23 protein-coding genes and 2 pseudogenes are annotated in these 19,967 nt (G+C 58.0%); 8 read left to right on the top strand and 17 right to left on the bottom strand.

Annotated elements, in window-relative coordinates; genetic code table 11:
* Positions 1 to 71: 71 nt before the first annotated feature.
* Positions 72 to 1,025 carry a LysO family transporter gene (locus NJU76_RS23415; RefSeq protein ID WP_254532847.1) on the top strand — a complete coding sequence of 318 codons (954 nt, stop codon included), beginning with the start codon at positions 72 to 74 and terminating at the stop codon, positions 1,023 to 1,025.
* A 428-nt stretch (positions 1,026 to 1,453) separates the two neighbouring features.
* Here NJU76_RS23415 and NJU76_RS23410 read toward each other — a convergent pair whose 3' ends face one another.
* Positions 1,454 to 1,648: a cold-shock protein gene (locus NJU76_RS23410; protein ID WP_254532846.1), complete on the bottom strand. Its 195-nt coding sequence runs from the start codon at positions 1,646 to 1,648 to the stop codon at positions 1,454 to 1,456.
* A gap of 464 nt (positions 1,649 to 2,112) precedes the next feature.
* Entirely contained in the window at positions 2,113 to 2,571 is a 459-nt protein-coding gene (locus tag NJU76_RS23405; RefSeq protein WP_254532845.1) for a hypothetical protein, read from the bottom strand.
* Positions 2,572 to 2,999: 428 nt separating this feature from the next.
* On the opposite strand from NJU76_RS23405, the gene NJU76_RS23400 reads away from it, so the two are divergent.
* Positions 3,000 to 3,851, top strand: coding sequence for a hypothetical protein (locus tag NJU76_RS23400; protein WP_254532844.1), 852 nt, complete (start codon positions 3,000 to 3,002; stop codon positions 3,849 to 3,851).
* Positions 3,852 to 4,282: 431 nt separating this feature from the next.
* Here NJU76_RS23400 and NJU76_RS27225 read toward each other — a convergent pair.
* From NJU76_RS27225 to NJU76_RS23385, 3 genes and pseudogenes are all read right to left on the bottom strand, one after another.
* Positions 4,283 to 4,489: pseudogene (locus NJU76_RS27225) on the bottom strand (hypothetical protein); the annotation flags it as partial.
* Positions 4,435 to 4,620: a hypothetical protein gene (locus tag NJU76_RS27220; protein WP_254532843.1), complete on the bottom strand. Its 186-nt coding sequence runs from the start codon at positions 4,618 to 4,620 to the stop codon at positions 4,435 to 4,437. The pseudogene NJU76_RS27225 and the gene NJU76_RS27220, both read right to left, overlap by 55 nt.
* A gap of 486 nt (positions 4,621 to 5,106) precedes the next feature.
* A complete protein-coding gene (locus tag NJU76_RS23385) occupies positions 5,107 to 6,234 on the bottom strand; it encodes a VIT1/CCC1 transporter family protein (protein WP_254533936.1) in 1,128 nt (375 codons plus the stop codon).
* A 126-nt stretch (positions 6,235 to 6,360) separates the two neighbouring features.
* On the opposite strand from NJU76_RS23385, the gene NJU76_RS23380 reads away from it, so the two are divergent.
* The 3 genes from NJU76_RS23380 to NJU76_RS23370 all read left to right on the top strand — a co-directional run bounded on the left by NJU76_RS23380 (position 6,361) and on the right by NJU76_RS23370 (position 9,198).
* On the top strand, positions 6,361 to 7,530 hold the full coding sequence (locus NJU76_RS23380; protein WP_254532842.1) for an ISH3 family transposase: 1,170 nt from the start codon (positions 6,361 to 6,363) through the stop codon (positions 7,528 to 7,530).
* A gap of 796 nt (positions 7,531 to 8,326) precedes the next feature.
* The gene (locus tag NJU76_RS23375; RefSeq protein ID WP_254532841.1) at positions 8,327 to 8,656 is read left to right on the top strand and encodes a hypothetical protein; all 330 of its coding nucleotides are present in this window, start codon (positions 8,327 to 8,329) and stop codon (positions 8,654 to 8,656) included.
* A 2-nt stretch (positions 8,657 to 8,658) separates the two neighbouring features.
* Positions 8,659 to 9,198 (top strand): winged helix-turn-helix transcriptional regulator, encoded by a 540-nt coding sequence (locus NJU76_RS23370; protein WP_254532840.1) that lies wholly within the window; start codon positions 8,659 to 8,661, stop codon positions 9,196 to 9,198.
* A gap of 453 nt (positions 9,199 to 9,651) precedes the next feature.
* Here NJU76_RS23370 and NJU76_RS23365 read toward each other — a convergent pair whose 3' ends face one another.
* The 8 genes from NJU76_RS23365 to NJU76_RS23330 all read right to left on the bottom strand — a co-directional run bounded on the left by NJU76_RS23365 (position 9,652) and on the right by NJU76_RS23330 (position 14,370).
* Entirely contained in the window at positions 9,652 to 10,197 is a 546-nt protein-coding gene (locus NJU76_RS23365) for a hypothetical protein (RefSeq protein ID WP_254532839.1), read from the bottom strand.
* On the bottom strand, positions 10,197 to 10,484 hold the full coding sequence (locus NJU76_RS23360; protein WP_254532838.1) for a thrombospondin type 3 repeat-containing protein: 288 nt from the start codon (positions 10,482 to 10,484) through the stop codon (positions 10,197 to 10,199). Before NJU76_RS23360 ends, NJU76_RS23365 begins: the two co-directional genes overlap by 1 nt.
* Entirely contained in the window at positions 10,468 to 11,337 is an 870-nt protein-coding gene (locus NJU76_RS23355; protein ID WP_254532837.1) for an FAD:protein FMN transferase, read from the bottom strand. Before NJU76_RS23355 ends, NJU76_RS23360 begins: the two co-directional genes overlap by 17 nt.
* 2 nt (positions 11,338 to 11,339) lie before the next feature.
* Positions 11,340 to 11,627 (bottom strand): hypothetical protein, encoded by a 288-nt coding sequence (locus NJU76_RS23350; protein ID WP_254532836.1) that lies wholly within the window; start codon positions 11,625 to 11,627, stop codon positions 11,340 to 11,342.
* A gap of 317 nt (positions 11,628 to 11,944) precedes the next feature.
* Positions 11,945 to 12,574, bottom strand: coding sequence for a dihydrofolate reductase family protein (locus NJU76_RS23345; RefSeq protein WP_254532835.1), 630 nt, complete (start codon positions 12,572 to 12,574; stop codon positions 11,945 to 11,947).
* A 36-nt stretch (positions 12,575 to 12,610) separates the two neighbouring features.
* The gene (locus NJU76_RS23340) at positions 12,611 to 13,195 is read right to left on the bottom strand and encodes a dihydrofolate reductase family protein (RefSeq protein ID WP_254532834.1); all 585 of its coding nucleotides are present in this window, start codon (positions 13,193 to 13,195) and stop codon (positions 12,611 to 12,613) included.
* Positions 13,196 to 13,306: 111 nt separating this feature from the next.
* On the bottom strand, positions 13,307 to 13,885 hold the full coding sequence (locus NJU76_RS23335; RefSeq protein ID WP_254532833.1) for a dihydrofolate reductase family protein: 579 nt from the start codon (positions 13,883 to 13,885) through the stop codon (positions 13,307 to 13,309).
* Positions 13,886 to 13,995: 110 nt separating this feature from the next.
* Positions 13,996 to 14,370 (bottom strand): ester cyclase, encoded by a 375-nt coding sequence (locus NJU76_RS23330; protein ID WP_254532832.1) that lies wholly within the window; start codon positions 14,368 to 14,370, stop codon positions 13,996 to 13,998.
* 636 nt (positions 14,371 to 15,006) lie between these two features.
* Between NJU76_RS23330 and NJU76_RS23325 the strand changes: the two are divergent.
* A pseudogene (locus NJU76_RS23325) lies at positions 15,007 to 15,523 on the top strand (ATP-binding cassette domain-containing protein); the annotation flags it as partial.
* 10 nt (positions 15,524 to 15,533) lie between these two features.
* Positions 15,534 to 15,746: an ABC transporter permease gene (locus NJU76_RS23320; RefSeq protein WP_254533950.1), complete on the top strand. Its 213-nt coding sequence runs from the start codon at positions 15,534 to 15,536 to the stop codon at positions 15,744 to 15,746.
* Positions 15,747 to 15,794: 48 nt separating this feature from the next.
* On the opposite strand, the gene NJU76_RS23315 is transcribed toward NJU76_RS23320, so the two are convergent.
* From NJU76_RS23315 to NJU76_RS23300, 4 genes are all read right to left on the bottom strand, one after another.
* Positions 15,795 to 17,051, bottom strand: a complete 1,257-nt coding sequence (locus tag NJU76_RS23315; RefSeq protein WP_254532831.1) for an RNA-guided endonuclease InsQ/TnpB family protein — start codon at positions 17,049 to 17,051, stop codon at positions 15,795 to 15,797.
* Positions 17,052 to 17,242: 191 nt separating this feature from the next.
* Positions 17,243 to 17,683, bottom strand: coding sequence for a luciferase domain-containing protein (locus tag NJU76_RS23310; protein ID WP_254532830.1), 441 nt, complete (start codon positions 17,681 to 17,683; stop codon positions 17,243 to 17,245).
* A gap of 409 nt (positions 17,684 to 18,092) precedes the next feature.
* The gene (locus NJU76_RS23305; RefSeq protein WP_254532829.1) at positions 18,093 to 18,257 is read right to left on the bottom strand and encodes a hypothetical protein; all 165 of its coding nucleotides are present in this window, start codon (positions 18,255 to 18,257) and stop codon (positions 18,093 to 18,095) included.
* A gap of 371 nt (positions 18,258 to 18,628) precedes the next feature.
* A complete protein-coding gene (locus NJU76_RS23300) occupies positions 18,629 to 19,057 on the bottom strand; it encodes a DUF5367 family protein (protein WP_254532828.1) in 429 nt (142 codons plus the stop codon).
* Between the two features lie 118 nt (positions 19,058 to 19,175).
* Here NJU76_RS23300 and NJU76_RS23295 point away from each other — a divergent pair, with 118 nt between their 5' ends.
* Positions 19,176 to 19,961: a helix-turn-helix transcriptional regulator gene (locus tag NJU76_RS23295; protein WP_254532827.1), complete on the top strand. Its 786-nt coding sequence runs from the start codon at positions 19,176 to 19,178 to the stop codon at positions 19,959 to 19,961.
* Positions 19,962 to 19,967 lie beyond the last annotated feature (6 nt).

The raw sequence follows: 19,967 nt of genomic DNA, 5'->3' as shown, positions 1-19,967 counted from the left end.
GCTTATACCGCACTGTCTGCACCCTTTCGCGAGATGAGAATTCTTTATACAGCACTGGCTAATGATAAACCATGGGTATCGAAACGCTGCTTGTCTCTTTGGTGATCGGTGGTCTGCTTGGATATCACTCACCGTTTAATCGCACCCAGGAGACAGGTGACGGCATCATCTTTACTGGTCTCGGAATCCTCCTCATTTCGATTGGTGCACAACTCGGAGGTGATGACCAAATCCTGCAGGATTTTAACACGATTGGTGGATCCGCACTTGTGCTGTGTCTAGGAAGTATCATAGGGAGTGTCATGTGTGTTTACCTGATCAACACGATCACGTCAATTGTTGATCCGCTATCCGCCTTGTCCGATGAGAACACAATCACTCGTCAAGACTCACCATCGGAACTAGGAACTGATGGCTTTGATTGGAAGATCACGATTCTCATTTTTATCTCGCTTGTGGTTGGTCTCGGACTCTCAACCATCGGGCTTCCAGAGCACCTCGTCAGAAGTGTTGTATCTCTTTCTGATTATGCTCTCTTGGCGCTGCTATTCGGCGTTGGCGTTACCGTTGGAAGCGATACTAAAGCCGTGAGCCATATCGTACACATCGGATGGGGCGTGCTCCTGATTCCATTGGCTGTGGCTGTCGGAAGCATTCTTGGTGGCGTGCTGCTTGGAATGGTTATCAACATGCCAGTCACTCACGCCGCAGCAGTCGCAGCAGGGTTTGGCTGGTACAGTTACGCGGGGGTTGTCGTGTTTGACCTCGGCGGGATGGAACTGGGCGCGATTGCATTTCTTGCGAACCTCTTTCGGGAAATTGTCACATTCTTGGTGCTGCCAGTCATCTCCAAGTACTTCGGTGGGGCAACAAGTATCGCGCCGGGTGGCGCAACGACAATGGATGTAACACTCCCTCTGATTCAGCGTGTTTCTGGTGAGAAATTTGTTATTCCAGCACTGATTAACGGTCTCGTGCTGACGGTAGCCGCGACTGTTCTCATCCCGACCATTTTGAAAATCTAGTCACTATCAAATCGATATCAATTGAAAGAGGAATATAATAGGGGATACCAGAAAATACTATGATTCGGGCACAGTGAATCGCCTCGGGGTCAAGTGGTTCGAAAGGCTTTCCGCCTTTCGTCATCACGAGAGAGCGAAGTTCTCTCGAACGACCCCGGGGCTTCCTATTTCTACCGTCGGGTAAATCGCTCTGAGAGTCATGGTGTTTACGAGGGGCGATGAGCAACTTCGACTGCCCCACACCCCACTTGTGGGGTACAGAAACCTATCTCGAAGTAGACGACAGCATGATTCCGTTATTCAGGACACTCTGTAACACTCGCAGTAAGTACTGGTAAAGGAGTGATCACGAAAGACACTGACTCAGCCGTACGAGTCGAAAAATGAAATCGTCGTTCACGGTCGCCAAGGCGACAATGAAGTCGGAATTAGTTGCGGACGACGTTCGTCGCGCGGGGACCCTTGGGGGCCTGTTCGATATCGAATTCGATGTCTGCGCCTTCTTCGAGGTCCGGACCGCCAACGTCTTCCATGTGGAAGAACACGTCGTCGTCCGCATCGTCCGTCGAAATGAAACCGTAGCCGCCTGTGTCGTTGAAGAAATCAACCGTACCGTTTGCCATTACACTAACTCAAAGTATGACTATACGGTTAAGTATTCCGCATTTGTTTTCGAAATCTGCTGACAACGATTACAAAATCTCGAAATATAGTGAAAATGTGAATATTTAATCACTATCCAGCAAGAGTAGGACCAATAGTGTCTGGTACGACATAAGAGAGGGAGACTTTCGATGTATCCACAGTTCTATAATTTTGATATAGTCCATGTCTCCACAGAGCGGTTTCGTGCAAAGCCTGCCGTTCAGCACGCAGTAGGGTGGAGCATCCTTCCTCACCGATCGAAGCGGATAGGAAGGAGAGGAAACCCGTTCGAGAAGGTTTAACACGCCCGAAACCGTCTCATTTCGGTTTAAGTGTCGCATTCAATCACCATCCGCTCCTATATCAAAATGTGGTTAAAAGGAGTATGAGCGCTATCCTGAGACTCTGTCGAAGCGATTTCGCAGTTCAAGGCTCTAGATTGTTATCTGCCTCTCCAACTCCAGAGGGCTAGAGCGACGAGTGCGATCGCTAAAATAGCGAGTAAGAACCATTCACCGATCTCACCGATCGTAAATTCTCGAGCGGTAACCAACTCTGTTTGTTCAAATAAGAATAGGACAAGCAGAAGGAGACCGAACAATGATGCGATTGCAACACCGATTCCTTCTCGAATGGCCCATCTGAAATCCTCAATGTCAGCCTGAGTCGCTTTTGATGGAGGTTCAGACGGAGTGGGTGATACTTCAGTGGTAGCAACGCCTTTTCGAGGAGTCCCAAGAAGACCGACTACGTACGATAGCGAGACTGTAGCCAGCACTATGAAGCCAAATGTGACCGCCCATGAGATCAGAGTTGGTGGTGCGAGCAGAACTGTAACGACAGCGGCAGCGACAATCGCTCCACCAAGCATTACCAGATACCGTCTGAGTGCTGTATTCATACGATTCCGCTATCATTCCCACCACTATATTTCTAACATCAGGGCTCCGTATACTCAATGAAATTTGACATACTGTTTTGGCGTCCTTCGCTGCTTTCCGATTTTCTTCCCTTCCGGACTGTGCTCACTACTTCACCTTCCCGTCCTATTAGAAAGAAGATCAGAAGCGACGATGTCGGCGGAGGTTGTGGTCTTCCTCATCCTATATGTGAGCTGAATGTGAACAATCAAATATAATTCAGAGAGATTAGCGGAGCGATCCATAGTTTTGGTCCGTTCCTTTACAGAGTCTGATAGTATGGGCGTGCGAGATACAAGGCGCGTATTGGTCATCTCGACATGACTGTGGCATTTTCGAATGAGTCAGCTGTTGACCGTATAACATTATTACGATCCTGCGATGTCCGTGGAGACGGGAGGATAGAGGTATGACAGAACATAATACGGAATCGACGGATGGCCACGACTTTCGGAGACGAACAGTGCTCGAAATTGCCGGAGGTGCCGGTGCGACAATCGGTCTGCTTGGTGCATCGACCGGGTCAGGAGCGGCACAGCCAGATGATGAGCATGGCCAGAACCGGAACCGGAGATGCTACTCGCTGTCCAGTGACAATCCCTATTTTCCACTCCAGGTAGGCCAGCAGTCGGTCTTGCAAGGGACCGACGACGAAGGAGTGACCGTCAGAGTGCAGGTCACCGTCTTCGACGAGACGGAGGACGTCGCCGGAATTACAACTCGTGTGTTCGAAGAGCGTGAATGGGAGTCTGAGGCGGAAGACCCGACCTTCCCCGATGACTTCGACCTCATCGAAGTTTCGGAGAACTACGCTGCCCAGACGTGTGACGGGACGGTATGGTATTTCGGCGAGGAACTTCTCGTCTTCGACGGCGAACCGGTAGAGAACGGTGGGGCAGACGTCGGAGCGTGGCGCGCAGACGACCCTGCCAGTGCGCCGGGCATTCTGATGACCACGTGGCCGGTCGTGGGTTCGCGTTGGCAACAGGAGGTTGCCCCTGAGGCAGCCCTGGACGAGGCCACCATCGTCGAGGCTGGATTGGCTGTAGATCTCGAGAACGACGACTCCGACACGTTTGAAGACTGTATCAGAGTCTTCGAGTGGAATCCGATCGAGGGACAAACAGGACCTCCCTCACCCTTGCCTGATCCCCTGCCGGAGGACGTCCCGAATTCGTGGGGAGACGAGAAAATTTTCGCACCCGGTGTTGGCATCATCGTCGACGAAGACGTCGAACTCGTCCAGTTCTCCGAGGGCTGACTGGCACTCTGAGAGAGTCAAGCATCAGAGGTGGTTTGTCGGCCCCGTGATTCCACTACGCCTATCAGTGGGTGGTGAATCCATCTTCTATATCGGTCACTGTGATCTCATTATGTCTGACATCTTCCATGTTGGGAAGTGTGAAAATTCACGCTAATTACTATCAGTCAGTTCGGCTTGGTGCCAAAGCGTTCGCGAAAGCATGGGCTGTGGTCTGGTCGTTTTCGTCGGCAGTACCTCCCGGTTCGGCTGGGAGTCACGCTGGGAAGCGTTTTTTGAAGATGTCTACCCAGCTACAATCAGAGCGATTCAGGCCACATCATTGGCGGCGCCTTTGCCTTTCTCGACGGGATTGTCGATGTGTACATCGTAGCGCGGTTGTACAACCGATTCGCCGCAGAGTCCGAATCCTGAACCGGTCGAGAATCCGCCTACACTTCGGTGAGCAGGCTGCGCAGCACGTAGTGCAAGATTCCTCCGTTCTCGACGTACCGGACCGTCGCGGGGATCCCGACCTGCGCGGTCACCGGGAACTCGACCGTCGACCCGTCGTCGCGCTCTGCGACGACAGTCAGTTCGTCCATCACGTCAAGGCCGTTGGCGAGGCCGGGAGTGTAGTAGTGCTCCGAACCGTCGAGTCGACGTTCGTCTCGTCGATGGCGTCACCGTCGGCGTTCCAAAGTACCGACTCGAGAAGTATCCTGATGCTCACCGGGAGGCGTGAGTGTTTACAGAACACCTCCTCCTCAAGGGCTGTGAGGTCTGCCATCTCGTACGTCTCCCCGTCGTGCTCGAACTCGCGGATCGCCCCGAACGGGTTTGAGGGGCCATACGTTAATCTACAGAAATACAGCGAGAGTGCCTCGGGGCGTGACCCCGAGGGTGAATCGCGTAAAGCTACATAACGTATGGCAACGTATTGGAACGTACAGTTGCGACGTGGGTTAAAGACCTTAATCCGAAGCAACTGTCGGCAGTTGCGGTGGAATGCGACACCTCTCAACACCCTTCCACGGCAGGTGAGACGGGTGTTGTCGGGCGGGGTGGAGCCGCCGACCCTCACGGACGCACCGGGCGTTCGGGTGTTAATTCCAGCCGATCCATCACGGGAAGGCCGAGGGGAATAAAATTCGCCTGCGACAGCACGGCCCGTTTTGGGACGTGCCGTCAACACGGTGAAGCCGCGGGGCTTGTCCCCGCGGTACTTCACAATATTGACGGGTATGAGTGATCCCTCCCCGTACAAAAATCGATGTCAACCGACCAGCGTGACGCCGATTAGACTCCCAACGCCGTAGGTGAGGACCGCAGCAGCGAGTCCAATCCCGACCTGTCGCAGTCCAGAATAGAGCACGGACCGTCCCGTGAGAAGTGTGATGCCAGCACCGATGACGAACAAGGCAATCGCACTCAACACGAGACTCACTCCGACGGCGACCGGTCCACTCAACGCGAAGTACGGGAGTACCGGGACGATGGCTCCAAGCGCAAAGAGCACGAACGACATGGCAGCCGCTTCCCACGCTGAGCCACCGAGTTCTTCGGGGTTGATGCCCAGTTCCTCGCGAGCGAGCGTGTCCAGTGCCATCTCCTCGTCGGCGATTAACTGGTTGGCGACTTCTCTGGCGCGTTCTTTCGAGAGTCCTTTCGCCTCGTAGATGAGTGCCAGTTCGTCCGCCTCCTCTTCGGGCACCTCGGCGAGTTCTTCGGCTTCGATACCAATCTGCCGCTGGTAGAGTTCCCGGGAGCTCTGGACGGAGAGCCACTCACCCATCGCCATTGACCCCGATCCAGCGAGGAGCCCGGCGAGACCCGTAATCAGAATCGCCGTCGAATCCAGTGCCGCGCCGGCGACGCCCATCACGAGACTCAAGTTGGAGACCAGACCGTCGTTCGCGCCGAGAACTGCGGCGCGGAGTGCGTTGCCGCTGGTCGCCCGGTGGCGGCCTTCGAGCTGGGCGAGGACCTCTCCCCGTGCTCCCTGCCCAGGCGTTTCCGCGATAACCGTCAGGAGACGATCGTGTGAGCGTTCGTCGGCGGCCATCCCAATCTCCGTGACTTCCGGTTGGGTCGAGTAGTCACTCCCGCCGATGGTTTCACCAGCTTGCATCGAGGACAGCACAAGGCCCGGCCCGAATCGACGGGCCAGCCATGCCAGTACTCTGGCTCTCCTTGACGGGATGGCTTCTCCGGGATCGGAGCCGGCTTCACGGATCTTTTCGGCCCAGAAGTCTGCGTGGATTCGCTCCGTGTCGGCCAGCCGCCGGTACACTTCTGCGACCTGTGGTTGTGATTCAGCGTCTGCCATCGCCGTGTAAACCGTCGCACTGTCAATTTCGTCTTGGCGATTGCGCTGGTATCGTTTGATATCTTCCGGGGTCATCATATCTAGTGTACATGGCGAGCTGAGAACTTAGTGGTGTATTCAGCGCGTCATATGGTTGGCTTGACCGCTACCTAGCCTCAGTACTTCACAAAGCCGTTGATTGAGAAGTCCGCTTGCTGAGTTGTGTCCAAGCAAGCAAAGCAAGCGGACGGTACAATCCACGAGGACCAGCTCCTTAACTTCCTCGTCAACACGATTGACGAGGAAGTTACCCTTGATCTCGGCGAGAATGCTGAAATCGACGCTGAAGACATCTATGAGGTCCTCGTCGGCGCGTGCGCCGACGGGACCTCGGTCTCCAAACTCTGTGAGAACAGCGCAGACTCGCCCCACGAAAACACGGTTCTGTACCACCTCCGCGAGAAATTCGAGCTTGAATCGGTTGAACGAGCCGGGAACGCGCTCCTTCAGAAGAACGTGCTTGAGGTCCTTCCTGAGCAGGTGGAGGTCGTCGCCGACCTCCACCTGCGGCCCTACTTCGGTGACGAAGACGACACAGACGGCCTGTATCATTCGGAAGCGAAGCGTGGAACGACCGCGTTCCACGCCTATGCCACGCTCTACGCGCGTGTACAGAACAAGCGCTACACGCTGGCGGTACGCCGTCTTACCGACGGCGACACCGCCAGCAGCGTCCTCGCTGAGTTTCTCGGACTCCTTGACGGCCTTGACCTCAGCGTCAAGGCCGTCTATCTTGACCGCGAATTCTACGATAGCAAGTGTCTCACGCTGCTTCAGGCGCACAACCATGCCTACGTGATGCCGATCGTCCGCTGGGGACAGACGATCAAGCAAGAACTCTCGGAAGGCTGGAGCCGCATCATTCAGCACGATCTGACGGCGAAACTCGACGGTCACAGTTGGACCATCGAGTTTCCCGTCTACATCGACTGTACCTACCAAAATGGGCGATACGACGAACATAGGGTGGCGCGTCACGGCTACGCCGCTGACGCGCCGTTCATCGATTCACCACGAGATGCTCGATACCACTACGCGAAACGCTTCGGTATCGAGGCGAGCTATCGACTCTCCGAGCAAAGTATTGCGACGACATCAACACAGAATCCGGTCGTACGGCTGTTGTACGTGGTGGTGAGCTTGCTGTTGCAGAACGTCTGGCGGTATCTGCACTGGGAATATGTGGCGACGCCCCGCCGTGGCGGGCGTCGCCTCTGGTCCTGGTCGTTCAAGGAGTTCATCAAGATGATGTGCCGGGCAGCATGGACGGCCCTCGCGGTGCGTCGGGCCGTCCCTGCAAATCGGCCACCGGACGATCGATTCCACCGCTAAGGCCCGACCGAGTCAGCCTCCCTGTGAGTGGCAACGCCGTTGCGTCGGCGGCTGACCGCCGCCGACAGCGACGACTCTGCTCGATCTTCGGTCAGATCTATCGTCAATCACTACCGATCAGGATGAAACTGCGGCTTCAGCCCAGGTGAGCAGGGACGCTTTGTGAGGTACTGAGCCTTCGTCGAATAATCCCGACGGAACCGCTGGCACCAATTGTCGACTAGAGGCGGGAGTTCGCCCAAGACGAATTCCCGTCGCCGAGGACCTGTAGGATTCGGCTCTGGGACGACAACCATGTTCGACGGCGTCATCTACAGTCTTACAGCGAGAGTGCCTCGGGGCGTGACCCCGAGGGTGAATCGCGTACGCTTTATTAGCTTCTCTAGCGTGTTTAAGGCTACAGTTGTGCGAATTACAGACCGTACTTCGTCGCACCTGTGCACAGTTGCGGAGGAATGTGGCTCTCTCACCAGCCACGTCTTCGGCGTGGTGCGACGGACGCCATCGGGCCGTGGTGGAGCGGCCGACCCTCACGGACACACCGCGTGTTCGGGTGTGAATTCCAGCTGACCCATCTCGGGAAGTCCGAGGGGAAGTACATTTGCCTGCGGCCATCTGGCCCGTTTCTGGGCCTGCCGCCAACACGGTGAAGCCACGGGGCGTGCCCCCGTGGTACTTCACTATACGTTCCTGTCGTCTGACGAGGATCGCATAGTTAGTACTGATCTAACGACACGATTCGATGATTGGACGACAATTCTTTTTCTCGACCGGTCCTTCAATCGATTCATACCAAATGGTAGCACTGACTCCAGGATACATTACGACGTCCGTTGCGCTGACGCTCGCCCAGCAACTCGAGCAGACAATCAGCCTCGGCATTTTCTTTGTTGGGGCGACGCTGGCGGCGCTTAGCCTTCTAGCGTGGCGACGAGAACGTGATCGGCGCATGGTCGTCGTCGCCATCGGCTATCTCATGTTCGCAATCTACGGCTTCGTCGTCTTCCTCGAGTACTACCTCCTGCCGTATCTCTCCGTTCGGACCGTCGAGTTGTTAGAACACGGCGTTGCGGCACTCATTCTGGTTGGGTTGCTCGCGTTCTTCGTCGCGTTGAGCCGGGACTGACCATGACGGACTCCGACCCTGACGCGGACCCAGCGCTGGAACTGCAATCGCGGCGGACAATCTATCAGTACGTCCGTGATAATCCTGGGATCCACTTTCGAGCTCTCCTCAAAAATCTCGAGTATGCGCAGGGAACGCTGCAGTATCACCTCCGCTGGCTCGAAGATCAGGGGCTACTCGAGGAGTCTGACGACGGCAAGTACACGCGGTACTATCCGGCCGAAGAGTTCGACAAGGTCGACCAGGCCGTGATGAACGCGTTGCGACGCGAGTACGCCCGCCGGATCATCGCCCATCTTGCCGTTGAGGGAGCGCTCTCGACCGCTGATCTGAGCGACCGCCTCGAGCGGTCACCGTCGACGGTGTCATGGCACCTCTCGAAACTCGAGGACGCAGACCTCGTGACGAAGGAACGACAGGGTCGCAGCGTCGAATACGAGTTGCGTGATCCGGAACGCGTACAGTATCTCTATACCATCCACCGGCGGACGTTCACCGACCGGGTCGTCGATCGGCTGTTCGAATTGTGGGATAGCTACTGAGAGGATCGTGAAGTACCTCGGGGACACGCCCCGAGGCTTCACCGTTTTGGGTCTGCACCGCACCCGCAGGTGAATTTCATTCCCCTCGGCCTTCCCGAGATGGGGCAGCTGGAATTCACACCCGAACACGCGGTGTGTCCGTGAGGGTCGGCGGCTCCACCCCGCCCGACAACACCCGTCGCACCACGCCGAAGGCGCGGGTTTTGAGAGGTGTCGCATTTCCTCGCAACTGCGCGCAGTTGCTTCGGATTAAGGTCTTTAACCCACGTCGCAACTGTGTTCCTCAATACGGTGGAATGGGCCATATAGCTTACGCGATTCACCCTCGGGGTCACGCCCCGAGGCACTCTCGCTGTATTACTGTAGACGTGCAGACTGTTCCATGAGTCGGATCGATATATATCAAAGGTGATCAACAACCGAAACAACAGGTTGGCTACTACTCTGTCTGAGTTACTGCTTCGTCGTCCCCGGCATCGGCAGCCGTCCGCTGGCCGCTAGCAGGCGCAACAGCAGGACGTAGCCAAGGAACGCAATCGCTGGACCGAAGACGGGGCGAATCAACCCTGCGACGTCGGTCCCGATGGCGACAGCGTGGATCGTCGCGAAGGCGAAGCCGCCGTAGGCGAACGCGTGGACGACGTGCGGCCCCCAGGGTCTGTCGAACCGCTGTGCGTCGAGAAAGCCCAAAACTGCCACGATGAGCACCTGAAGCGCTCCAACCCCAACCACAACGCCGGCGAGCAGGTAGGTCATCGAGTAGGTGGGCTGGGGTGCCGACCCGGTGACGATGAACCAGGTGTCGAGGATGCCGAGGACGCCGTGGAGGAGCGTCACGAGCATCGCGAACACCGACACCTCGATATGGGTCCGGCGGGCGAGCCGGTAGAGCGGGCCGAACGACCGCGCGGTGTAGAGAATCCCCGTCAGGACCGACAGATACAGCGCGGGATAGGCGACGAGTGCCGCGCCACGGTCGAGATACCAGATCAGCTCCATCACGAGGCCCCCGTCGTCTCGACGACGTCTGGACAGCCGTCGCCATCTTGGAAGCCGTTTGTCGTCTCCGGTCGCGTCGGACACTGATCTGTACTGTCGCGAATCCCATCGCCGTCGTAATCGTTCGGTGCCTGTCTCGTCGGCACCGTCGAGTCGACGAGGTCCGCCTGTTTGCGGTCGATCGCCTGCGCCTCGCGAACGTCTGCGATCCCCCACAGCACCGGCACCGTGGCGACAAGTAACACAACAGCGACGACCGTGATCGTTCCGCTATGCGACGTGCCCATCGAATCCCTCCGTTGTCCGAAAGACGCCGTCGTGAACCACAAGTGCCTCGAGGTCCAGCCACGCCTCCGCACGCTCGAGTGCGTCCGAGAGCGGCAGTGCGGCCAGTGTCGTCGCGAGTGCATCAGCCTCCATACAGTCGCGGTTCGCGACTACGGTGACCGACTCGTGGCGCGCGCCGAGTCGCTCGCTCGTCGGATCATAGACGTGGTCGACGCCGTCGCGGGCCCGGCGATAGTTCCCAGAGGTGGCGACGTTCCAGTCGGTCTCGAGGACTTTGAGCGGACGCGAATCCCCGTAGGGACTTTCGACGGCGATCGGCCCAGTCGGCGGCGACATGTCGCCACCACCGCTGACGAAGCCATGTCGGCCGGGCCCCGCCGCCGCGGCGGTCGCACGGTCGACGATGTAGCCCTTCGCGAGGCCGTTTAAGTCGAGTTCCGTCTCGGTGACGACGCGGTCACCGTCGACACGCACCGATCCGGTCTCGAACGTCGCCGACACCGTCTCTCGATCGCCACGAAGGTACGCCTTCAGGTCGTGTTCGACTGCCCCCTGCCGGATGTCAAAGACGCCGTCAGTGCGCTCGCCGTACTCGAGGCCACGCCGAACCAGTCGGGCGACGTGTTCGTTCTCGATGCGTCCCGTTCGGTTGAGACACGCGACCGCGCTCTCAGAATCGAACGCGTTGAGTTCGGCCTCGAGTGATAGCGCAGTTTCTCGAGCGCGATCGGCTGCAATCTCGGCGTGGTAGCCAGTCATCCGAACGGTGAAGTCAGTATCACAGCACTGAAACTCCAGACGAGCATCACCGAGTCGCGTGCGGGCGGAAGTGAGTGTATCCGCCAGGCTCATTGCTAGTCCTCCTCCCCTTCGTATTCTTCGTACTCCTCTTCCTCGTATTCGTCATGTTCTTCGTACTCATCGTCCTCGTGTTCACCGCCGCCTTGCGTCCCGACCGCTGGCGTGAAGTCTCCGTTCGGTGTCGGCGCGTCGCTTGCGACCGTCGGATTTTCGTCGTTGGTCAACGGATCGACGCCGAGTCCGAGCCCGGGGGCCGCCAGCGAGAGCGCGACGAAGCTTGTCAGCACCGCGCCGGCGAGCGTGAGCGAAACGAGTCTGTTCGTCGGAACTGGGATTCTCATAGACAGGTGAAAATAGCTCACTGCCTTATGTATCGTTTCGCGTCCATTGATCGAATGTTCGTCCAACCATCGAATCGTCTTTCGTCAGCGAGGGGAGCGAACAGGAGGTGGAGCGTAATCACGACCGTGACCAGTGAGACTATGTGTGGTTCGGCGCGGTGGCTCGTCATAGAGGTAGTGGACGTAGCGGCCGGTTGATCTGCTAGCCGATTCGTACGGTCGGGACAATCGCTCCGCATGGAGCCGCTGTGTCCACTACGTTCGTGAGTTCGCTTCGTTCGACAGGAAGGACCTTCCCGGAACGCCGAAGTTACAGCTCAGCTCTCACGCTCATCGCCGGCATACTCCGGCCGGTAGTAATGCAAGACGTTTCCGTTCTCGAACGTCCTCGTGTCGAGCAGCCGCAACTCAATATCGTCGGCCAGTCCTTCGAACAGGGGGTGCCCATAGCTCAAAAAGATCGGGTTCACCATGATCCGGAGCTCGTCGACCAGTCCGGCCTCAAGCATCGAAACCGTAAGCTTCGAGCTGCCGAAGATTGCGAGATCGTCGCCGGGCTGGCGTTTGAGTTCCGAAATCTTGTCGACGACGTTCGCCGACACGATGCTCGTGTTGTTCCAATCCACATCATCCAGCGTCGTCAAGACGGCGATTTTGGGGAGGCTATTCAGTCGCTCAGTGACGGCGGGCTCGTCATCGGTCTCTGGCCAGTAGTTAACCATCAGCTCGTAGGTGACCCGACCGAACAGGATCATCCCGATCTCGTCCAACTGCTCGACGGCAAACGTGTGGAACTCGTCGTCGACGTGGTGCCAGTCGATCGCACGATCTGGCCGCTCGAAGAGCCCGTTGAGCGACACCATTTCGAAGGCGAACAACGCGCGCTCGGCGGCCTCCTCGGACGGCGATCGGGGAGTCTGGGTTTCGTTTCTATTGGAAGTCGGCATGGGATTGGTCTATTGTACGATGGGGGTATCCGTCTCCTAGTTACCCAGCTGGTAGTAGAGCATCACGACGCCAGTCGTGGTCGTTTTCGTGTCGACGAGTTCCAGATCGGTTCGTTTGCTGCTCTCCCTGAACAGCTGCTTGCCACTCCCGAGGACGAGCGGGTGAATCATGAGCTGATACTCGTCGACGAGGTCGTGGGCCATCAACGTCTGGACGAGCTCGCCGCTGCCGATGACCCGTATGTCCCCGCCAGGCTGTCGTTTCAGCTCGGCGACCGCCTCCGCGACGTCGCCTTCGAGCAACGTCGAGTTCTGCCACTCCACGGCGTCCAAGGTCCGCGAGGCGACGTACTTGTCGATGCTATTCATCATGTCTGCGAACTCTCCCTCGTCCGTCGCTGTCGGCCAGTACCCGGCAAAGATCTCGTAGGTCTTCCGGCCGAGTAACAGCGCATCCGACGTAGCGATCCCCTCGGAGATAGCCTCGGCGAAGATCTCGTCGACGTAGGGCTGCTGCCAGCCGCCGTGCTCGAACCCGCCTTCGCGGTCCTCGTCGGGACCGCCCGGGGCCTGCATCACTCCGTCCACAGTCAGGAACTCGCTTACGATTAGGTCTCTCATGTCAATTTTTCTCTGTTGCTTTGTTTCGACTCGACGACGGCGTTTCACTGCTCAGCAGTGCGGTTACTGCCACCGTGGCGCGAACCCCTTCCGACACTGTACTCGCTTCCATCACCTGTCCGACCTCCGTTCTCCCATCCGGTAATCGAGCAACACGACCCCGTTCGAAAAGGTCCTCGAATCGACCAGTTCGAGGTCGGCCTCCTCATCAACGTTATCGAACATCCGATTCCCATCCCCGAGGACGAGCGGGTTGACGAATAGCCGGTACTCGTCGACGAGGCCGAGGTTCATCAACTGCTGGACGAGCTGACCGCTCCCGAAGACCGCGATCTCCCGGCCGTCCTCGGCTTTGAGCTGTGCTACCTCGTCCTTTATGTCTCCATCGGCTAGGCGCGCGTTCGCCCAGTCCACCTCCTCGAGCGTCGTCGAGAACACGACCTTCGGCAGGGTGTTCATCGCCTCGGTGATGACCGGATCCTCCTCGGCCGACGCTTCAGTCGGCCAGTAGTCCGCCATCAGTTCGTAGGTCACTCGTCCGAACAGAATAGTGTCGATCGTCTCAATCTGCTCCCTGGAGTACTGTTCGGTCTCGTCGTTCCACACGAACCAGTCGATTTCGCCGTCCGGATCAGTGTAGCAGCCATCGAGGGTCACCCAGTTCGAGACGACGACGTCCCTCATTGTCATCGGTCTGTCTCGGCAGGACGGCTAGTCCTCCGCCAGGGCGTCTCCGGAGCGAAGAGGTCCTCCAGAATCACTCCGAGTTGCGTGAGTATTGGATACATGGCAACCATCTATCACATCTCGACGAGTTTGCCGTCCTCGAAGCGGTCGATTACGTTGCCCGTGATACTCACTTCCTCATTCGTCGGCTCGATGTTCCCCATCTTTCCAACGTGGGTGCCGGTCTGCTTCCAGCGACCCACAACGTAGTCTCTCGTGGAGATGACCTGCTCGAATTCGAGCGTGCCGTCGATGATGCCGGCGCACATCTCGGCCATCATTCGATAGCCCTCGCGACCACTGGCCCATTCCGTATCCTCTGGCATCGACGGGTCGTGAAAGACGTAGTCCTCGGAGACGAGATCGTCGTTGACGTCGTAGTTGTGGTTCTGCCAGACCTCCTCGAAAATCCGCCGGGCGATTGCCTCGTTGTCGGTGGCTGTGGTCATGATATACCTTCGCGTACTGCAACTACTAGAGAACGTGCGCCAATCGCTTAATCATGAGCATTGCACGCACCGAAACCCCATATTATCCCTGACAGAGCTCCTCTACAACCAAAATATGGGTTGTTTGTCTATGCTTATGTGAACTACTCCGCCCTACCGCGCTCGGGCTTACCCAGCCCTCGCTTGGTGCGGACGGAGCGTCCTGTTTCTGTGTCGGAACGTGCAGGAACAGATCCCACAGCGTCCACAAGACGCGGAGCGTCTCGTGCGGCCCGGCAGAACGCTGTTGGCGTTCTGCGGACGGTTCCAGACTCCGCAGGCGACTTCCCTTGACAGGTGGTTCGGAGTGTCCCGCTCCTACCGGTTGGACACTCGACCACAACCGACGATGCACGCTTATTGTCACGTTTGAACACCGCCGGAAACGTGGTGAGCATCTTATTCTCACCTTCGACCAAAGGGATAATAAGGGTGCCGATTCACACGAAACCAAGACGTGCGGGCGCTGTCTCCCCTCGCTGCTCGCGCCTTCGGCGCTCGCTGAGGATAGCGCGGGACCGTCGGTCCCGCTGACCATGCGAACGGCGTCGCCGTGAGCAGAAGGGAGCTGAGCGCCCTCAATTACAGCTAAATGACGTGACTCTCGCGATCGAAACCGCCAGCCTGCAGAAATCGTTCGGAGAGACGCGGGCCGTGGACGGCGTCGACTTACAGATCGACCGGGACCCGTGTACGAGCTCCTGGGCCCTGACGGTGCCGGCAAGATGACGATCATCCGCGTCCTCGCAACGCTGCTCCGCCCGGACGCCGGTACCGCGACCGTCCTCGGACACGTCGTGGTGAAAGAGCCGGCAGCAGTTCGAGAGAAAGTTAGCGTCACGGGGCAGTACGCCTCAATCGACGAGGGCCTCACGGGCCGCGAGAACCTCGTCCTCGGGGGCCACCTCCTCGAATTTGGGTGGCGCGACGCCAGAGAGCGCGACGACGACCTGCTCGCGGCCTTCGGCCTCGCCGTAATCAACCACGGACGCGTCATCGCCGAGGGGACGAGCCGCGTCCGAAGGCCCAGGTCGGCGCGAGCACGCTCCACGTCCGCCTGCAAGACCCTTCACGGCGCGCAGAGGCCAAGGCCATTCTAGGGGACATCTTCGGCGTTCACGTTCGTGAGCAACGTCTTCGTCGACCCGGCGACCATGCCGGCGTGCCTCCAGACTATCGTTCGCCTGAATCCCGTCACGCACCTTCTTGACGCCGCCCGAGGTCTCATGCACGGCGGCGTCGCGATCGGTGATGCAGCTTGGGTGCTCCTGGCTGCTGCCGTGATCGTCGCGGTGTTCGCGCCGCTATCGCTCCGCATGTACCACAAGGAGCGGTGACCGATTGGACGAGAGAACGGAGATGTCAACCACCCCACCCTACTTCGCTCACCCCGAGGGGTTCGCTCGTGGAGGGTGGGGCTTGTCCATGAACTCAGCCTCGAACCCGTCCGGGTGGGCGGTGAATCCGCCACTTGGCGTCACCGTTCCAGACTTCAGGGCAAGCTGACTGTTGCCCGTCCGCCGAGACGACTGTTGGCCCCGACGGACATACCGCAACCCAATATTCTTTGCCGCGTTGTAGTCCGCGTTCGCTTCCGACTCGCATTTCACGCATCGGAAGTCGTTTCGAGTCGGGCGATTCTCGTCCGCCGTGAATCCACACTCGGTGCACCGCTTGGACGTGTACGCTGAACCCACCTGTTTCACCGAGACTCCGACCGTTTCGGCTTTGTACTCGACTTGCTCGTATAGCGTTCGGAACGCCCATTTGTGCCCCCACGACGCGCCAGTTCGGTCGCGGATATGGGTCAAATCCTCGAACGCGATAATGTCGCACTCATACCGGAGTGCTTCGTCTACGATGGCGTTCGACGCCCGATGGAGTACGTCGCGGATATATCGAAGCTCGCGACCGCTCGACTGTTTAAGGGTCCGGTGTGCGCTTCGGGTTCCGGTCTGTTGGAGTCCGGCACGTACTTTCTCGAACTCGCGGAGGCTGTGAGTTAACTCTCGCCCGCTGAAGAAGTAGGCGGTACTGGTGACGACGAGGTTTTCGACACCGAGGTCAACCCCGAGGACCGTTCCGTCCTCGGCGGTGTTCCGTTCGGTATCGTTCTTGGGCCGGCGGAAGCCGATGTGAAGGAAGTAGTCGCCGTCGCGGGCGGTGAGTGTACTTTCCGTGACGCTCCATGTGTCCGAGCCAAGGTACTGCCGTTGGTAGCCATCGTCGGCGTCGGGGAGGGCAAGCGGACACCGGACACGACTCTGGGTCGTGGAAAGCGACACCGTATCGTCATCGAACAGTGTCATGGTTCGAGTGTCGTACTTCACCGTAGGTGCGGTGAACGTCGGCTTGCTCACCTGCTTACCCTTGGACCGGCGTTCAATACAGCCGGTGATAGCTTGGGCAGTTTGGTGGGTGGCGAGAATCGCGTGCTGACTCCCGAGGTCAGTGTGTTCACGCACATCGTCGTATGCGAGGGGTTGGACGTCGCTTTTGGCGTTGCACTTGCCCCACGCCATGTCGGTGGTGAGTTGGCACCCTCGCTTCCACTCGGAGATGGTATCTTCGAGAAGGTCGCGTTGCTCGTCCGTAACCACAAGACGAGTGATTGCCGTCCGACGCACGTAGTCGTCTGCCACATCTTCAATGTAATTCTATGGCTACTTATATATCGGTGTTTGTAGCCTGCATGGACGCGCTCCTCCCCTCCCTACTCACTCGCTTCGCTCGTTCCTTGAGAAAGGGGACTCCGCGCGACCGCTTCAGTTGAATTTCCCACGGCGGGCCAGTGCTCCGACTGACTCCGAGTGATCGCCCTGGTACGACGGAGCTACGCCGCGATGGCAGCCTCGAAGGCGGTACGAATGCCATCACTCGGCGCGAGTTCGTCGAGTTCCTGTTGGATGTTCAGGTCCGCGTCCAGCTCCTCACGCCGTTGCAGAACGGCTAGTCGAGCGAGATACGAGAGTCGGAACAGCCAGACGACGTGGTCGGCGTCGTCAGCTGACTCGATGTGGAACGTCGTTGCGTTCGAGTTTGGCACGACATGGTGTTCTTTCGTCTGGCCTTCCTTGATCAGCTGGTCCCGAAGGGGTTTCGGATAGCCAATATCCGCCAGTCTCGGGTGGAGATGTCCGAACTCACGGCCGACCACCTGGAAACTCGTTGAATTGAACCGGCCTTTGGCCAGTTCGACGTGCGGCCACGAGGCAATTCTCTCGATGATCTGATCGCTCGGGTTCCGTGGCGAAGCGGACTCGTCATCTTGCATGTCGATCACTACCACGTATTCTTGGTCGGGCAGTGAGATAGCTATTGTTCGTAATTACGCCTCATGTGAGTTGTCGGTCATATCCCGGGTATCCTCAGATTGGTTCGCAAAAATAAAACTCCGTGAGGACCAACGCCTCCGTCTCTGGTGCGGCCCTGAGGAACTCACTCTCGAGGGTCCGTCGGCCGAGCATACGTTCTAGTTTAAGAAGCCGGATCAGCGCGGGAGACACCCAGAGCGTCCGAATCTGAGTTCGGCTGGCTACTGCGACAAGTCAGATATGGCTCGCTCGGCAGCATATGCCGTCTTCCAGAACGGTCCTTCCGCGAACTCTTCTACTGTCCCCTCAGCGAACGATCTTCACCCCAGCTGTCGCTCGCTGCTGTGGACAAACATCGTCGTCGATGAGTCAAGCGAGCTCGTGCACGAACACACAGTTCTGGACGTCCTCGATCAGCGACGCTCGGTGCGGGTTCGGGTCAATCGCCCCCGCGAGCAGGAACTCCAGCAGGGTCTCCTCCGGCGGGTCGTAGCCGAGCAATGCGGCGATGCGCCGCAGAGTGACCTCCTCCACGCCCTACAGGGCGTAGCATCCCACCATGGGATATCAGCCGAGCGTGACTTTCGAGGTGTCAACCCGCACTTCCAGGGGAACCAGCAGCATACTGGGGGACCCTCTCGGTTTACCTCCCTCGGGAGGGCTGTGGCCCGGTCACTCAGGCCCCGTCTCCGGCCGAGTCATCGGCATACGTGTGTTCTCTGGTATGACTCTCTCCACCGGAGTAGCACATTGAAACAGGACAGACAGGCGCTTACACGTACCGACGTAGGATATCCGGCCCGGTATTGACAGCGGTCGTCGCCCCGGGCCTTCCACTCGACCCGCGCCTACAGACGCGGGGATGCGTTAGACATTCCTATCAGTCTCTGCTACGCACGAGTGACTCACTCACTGCGAGGGACGAACCCGGTGATTAGCACGACAGCGGACCCCAGAAGGATTATTGCGCCGAAATATCGCGCGGCACCCGGCACCATGTTCGGGTAAATGATCCCAAAGTCCACCAGTGCAACTACAGTAACCACTATTTGAGGGAGCAAGTACAGCACCGACGCAACTTGCCGTTCAGCCCCAGTAACGCCACGCCACCTGTAGACGGGGTACGTCAGCAGTGCCATCGCCGGAATCGTGGCGATGAACAATCCAGCAAGAACGATCCCGTTCGCCGGATTCAACAGAATCTGTCCAGTAAGGCGGAACGCGACCGTCTCCACCACTGCGACAGTGATTCCCCAGAGAACGAAGAACCGGATCGTACTCCGCTCGACACCGAGTTCGGACATTGCATCTTTCGTGACTGGCTCAGTTGCCATGCTCATAGAGAGAGTGACGCGGAGCATCAACACTCCGAGCGGGAAATTCCGGAGTCTCCGGAATCTTCGGATAGAGTAAAGCTCCCATACAACAATCGCCACAATAGAGGAACCACTGATGTCTGATGTCGCGTCGGAAAGCCCACAGATCACCGATGCGGATGAACTAATCGAGATACTATCACGGAGACACGATATCCTCCGGTCCCTCCTCGACGCTCCGAAGGAGCGGCACGTACTCGTTGACCACCTCGACGCGTCCAAATCGACGGTCTACAAAGGCATCTCACAGCTACGAGATTTGGAACTCATCGAATCAACGCAGGTGGGCCTCCAGCCAACGTTGTTCGGAATCGTCGCCCTCCGGCAATACGACGAGATGGCGCGGACGGCCGGTCTTGGGGACTTGCTTGCGCTTCTCCCTCCCGATGCAATCGATCCATCGGCACTTGTCGGCGCTGAAGTTGTCACACCGGACAATCACTCAGTCGATCGGCACCTCACTCGCATCGAAACGATGCTCCGGAATGCGGATATGATCCGTGGGTTCTCGCCAGCAGTCTCACCGAAGTATCTCTCGATACTTCACCAGCGGATCATCGATGGCGAGCTCAGCGCGAAGATCATCTTCACCGAGGAGATCATGACCAATCTTCAACAGGAGTATCCGAGTGAAACCGATGATATCCTTTCCGCGAGTGACGTCACGCTCTGGCGGACGGATATGGAGCTGCCGTTTACTCTCCTCCTCGTTTCCTCTTCGGACAGCACAGAGGTCTGTCTCGAACTCGGAGAGGAAGGCCATGCGACTGGACTCGTGATCAATGATACCGCCAAGAGCCTCCGCTGGGCTGAAGCGGAGTACGAGCACTACAAACAAATGGCCGTACAGGTCCCCGGTTGAAATACT

Source organism: Natrinema gelatinilyticum (genome assembly GCF_024266705.1).
Classification (GTDB): domain Archaea; phylum Halobacteriota; class Halobacteria; order Halobacteriales; family Natrialbaceae; genus Natrinema; species Natrinema gelatinilyticum.
The sequence above is the reverse complement of the archived record's forward strand: the minus strand, read 5'-3'. Positions and strand labels throughout refer to the sequence as shown.

Excerpts from the sequence above, each read along its gene's own strand:
- NJU76_RS23415 (WP_254532847.1), top strand. The coding sequence starts at position 72 with ATGGGTATCGAAACGCTGCTTGTCTCTTTGGTGATCGGTGGTCTGCTT.
- NJU76_RS23410 (WP_254532846.1), bottom strand. The coding sequence starts at position 1,648 with ATGGCAAACGGTACGGTTGATTTCTTCAACGACACAGGCGGCTACGGT.
- NJU76_RS23405 (WP_254532845.1), bottom strand. The coding sequence starts at position 2,571 with ATGAATACAGCACTCAGACGGTATCTGGTAATGCTTGGTGGAGCGATT.
- NJU76_RS23400 (WP_254532844.1), top strand. The coding sequence starts at position 3,000 with ATGACAGAACATAATACGGAATCGACGGATGGCCACGACTTTCGGAGA.
- NJU76_RS27220 (WP_254532843.1), bottom strand. The coding sequence starts at position 4,620 with ATGGCAGACCTCACAGCCCTTGAGGAGGAGGTGTTCTGTAAACACTCA.
- NJU76_RS23385 (WP_254533936.1), bottom strand. The coding sequence starts at position 6,234 with ATGACCCCGGAAGATATCAAACGATACCAGCGCAATCGCCAAGACGAA.
- NJU76_RS23375 (WP_254532841.1), top strand. The coding sequence starts at position 8,327 with ATGGTAGCACTGACTCCAGGATACATTACGACGTCCGTTGCGCTGACG.
- NJU76_RS23370 (WP_254532840.1), top strand. The coding sequence starts at position 8,659 with ATGACGGACTCCGACCCTGACGCGGACCCAGCGCTGGAACTGCAATCG.
- NJU76_RS23365 (WP_254532839.1), bottom strand. The coding sequence starts at position 10,197 with ATGGAGCTGATCTGGTATCTCGACCGTGGCGCGGCACTCGTCGCCTAT.
- NJU76_RS23360 (WP_254532838.1), bottom strand. The coding sequence starts at position 10,484 with ATGGGCACGTCGCATAGCGGAACGATCACGGTCGTCGCTGTTGTGTTA.
- NJU76_RS23355 (WP_254532837.1), bottom strand. The coding sequence starts at position 11,337 with ATGAGCCTGGCGGATACACTCACTTCCGCCCGCACGCGACTCGGTGAT.
- NJU76_RS23350 (WP_254532836.1), bottom strand. The coding sequence starts at position 11,627 with ATGAGAATCCCAGTTCCGACGAACAGACTCGTTTCGCTCACGCTCGCC.
- NJU76_RS23345 (WP_254532835.1), bottom strand. The coding sequence starts at position 12,574 with ATGCCGACTTCCAATAGAAACGAAACCCAGACTCCCCGATCGCCGTCC.
- NJU76_RS23340 (WP_254532834.1), bottom strand. The coding sequence starts at position 13,195 with ATGAGAGACCTAATCGTAAGCGAGTTCCTGACTGTGGACGGAGTGATG.
- NJU76_RS23335 (WP_254532833.1), bottom strand. The coding sequence starts at position 13,885 with ATGACAATGAGGGACGTCGTCGTCTCGAACTGGGTGACCCTCGATGGC.
- NJU76_RS23330 (WP_254532832.1), bottom strand. The coding sequence starts at position 14,370 with ATGACCACAGCCACCGACAACGAGGCAATCGCCCGGCGGATTTTCGAG.
- NJU76_RS23310 (WP_254532830.1), bottom strand. The coding sequence starts at position 17,683 with ATGCAAGATGACGAGTCCGCTTCGCCACGGAACCCGAGCGATCAGATC.
- NJU76_RS23300 (WP_254532828.1), bottom strand. The coding sequence starts at position 19,057 with ATGGCAACTGAGCCAGTCACGAAAGATGCAATGTCCGAACTCGGTGTC.
- NJU76_RS23295 (WP_254532827.1), top strand. The coding sequence starts at position 19,176 with ATGTCTGATGTCGCGTCGGAAAGCCCACAGATCACCGATGCGGATGAA.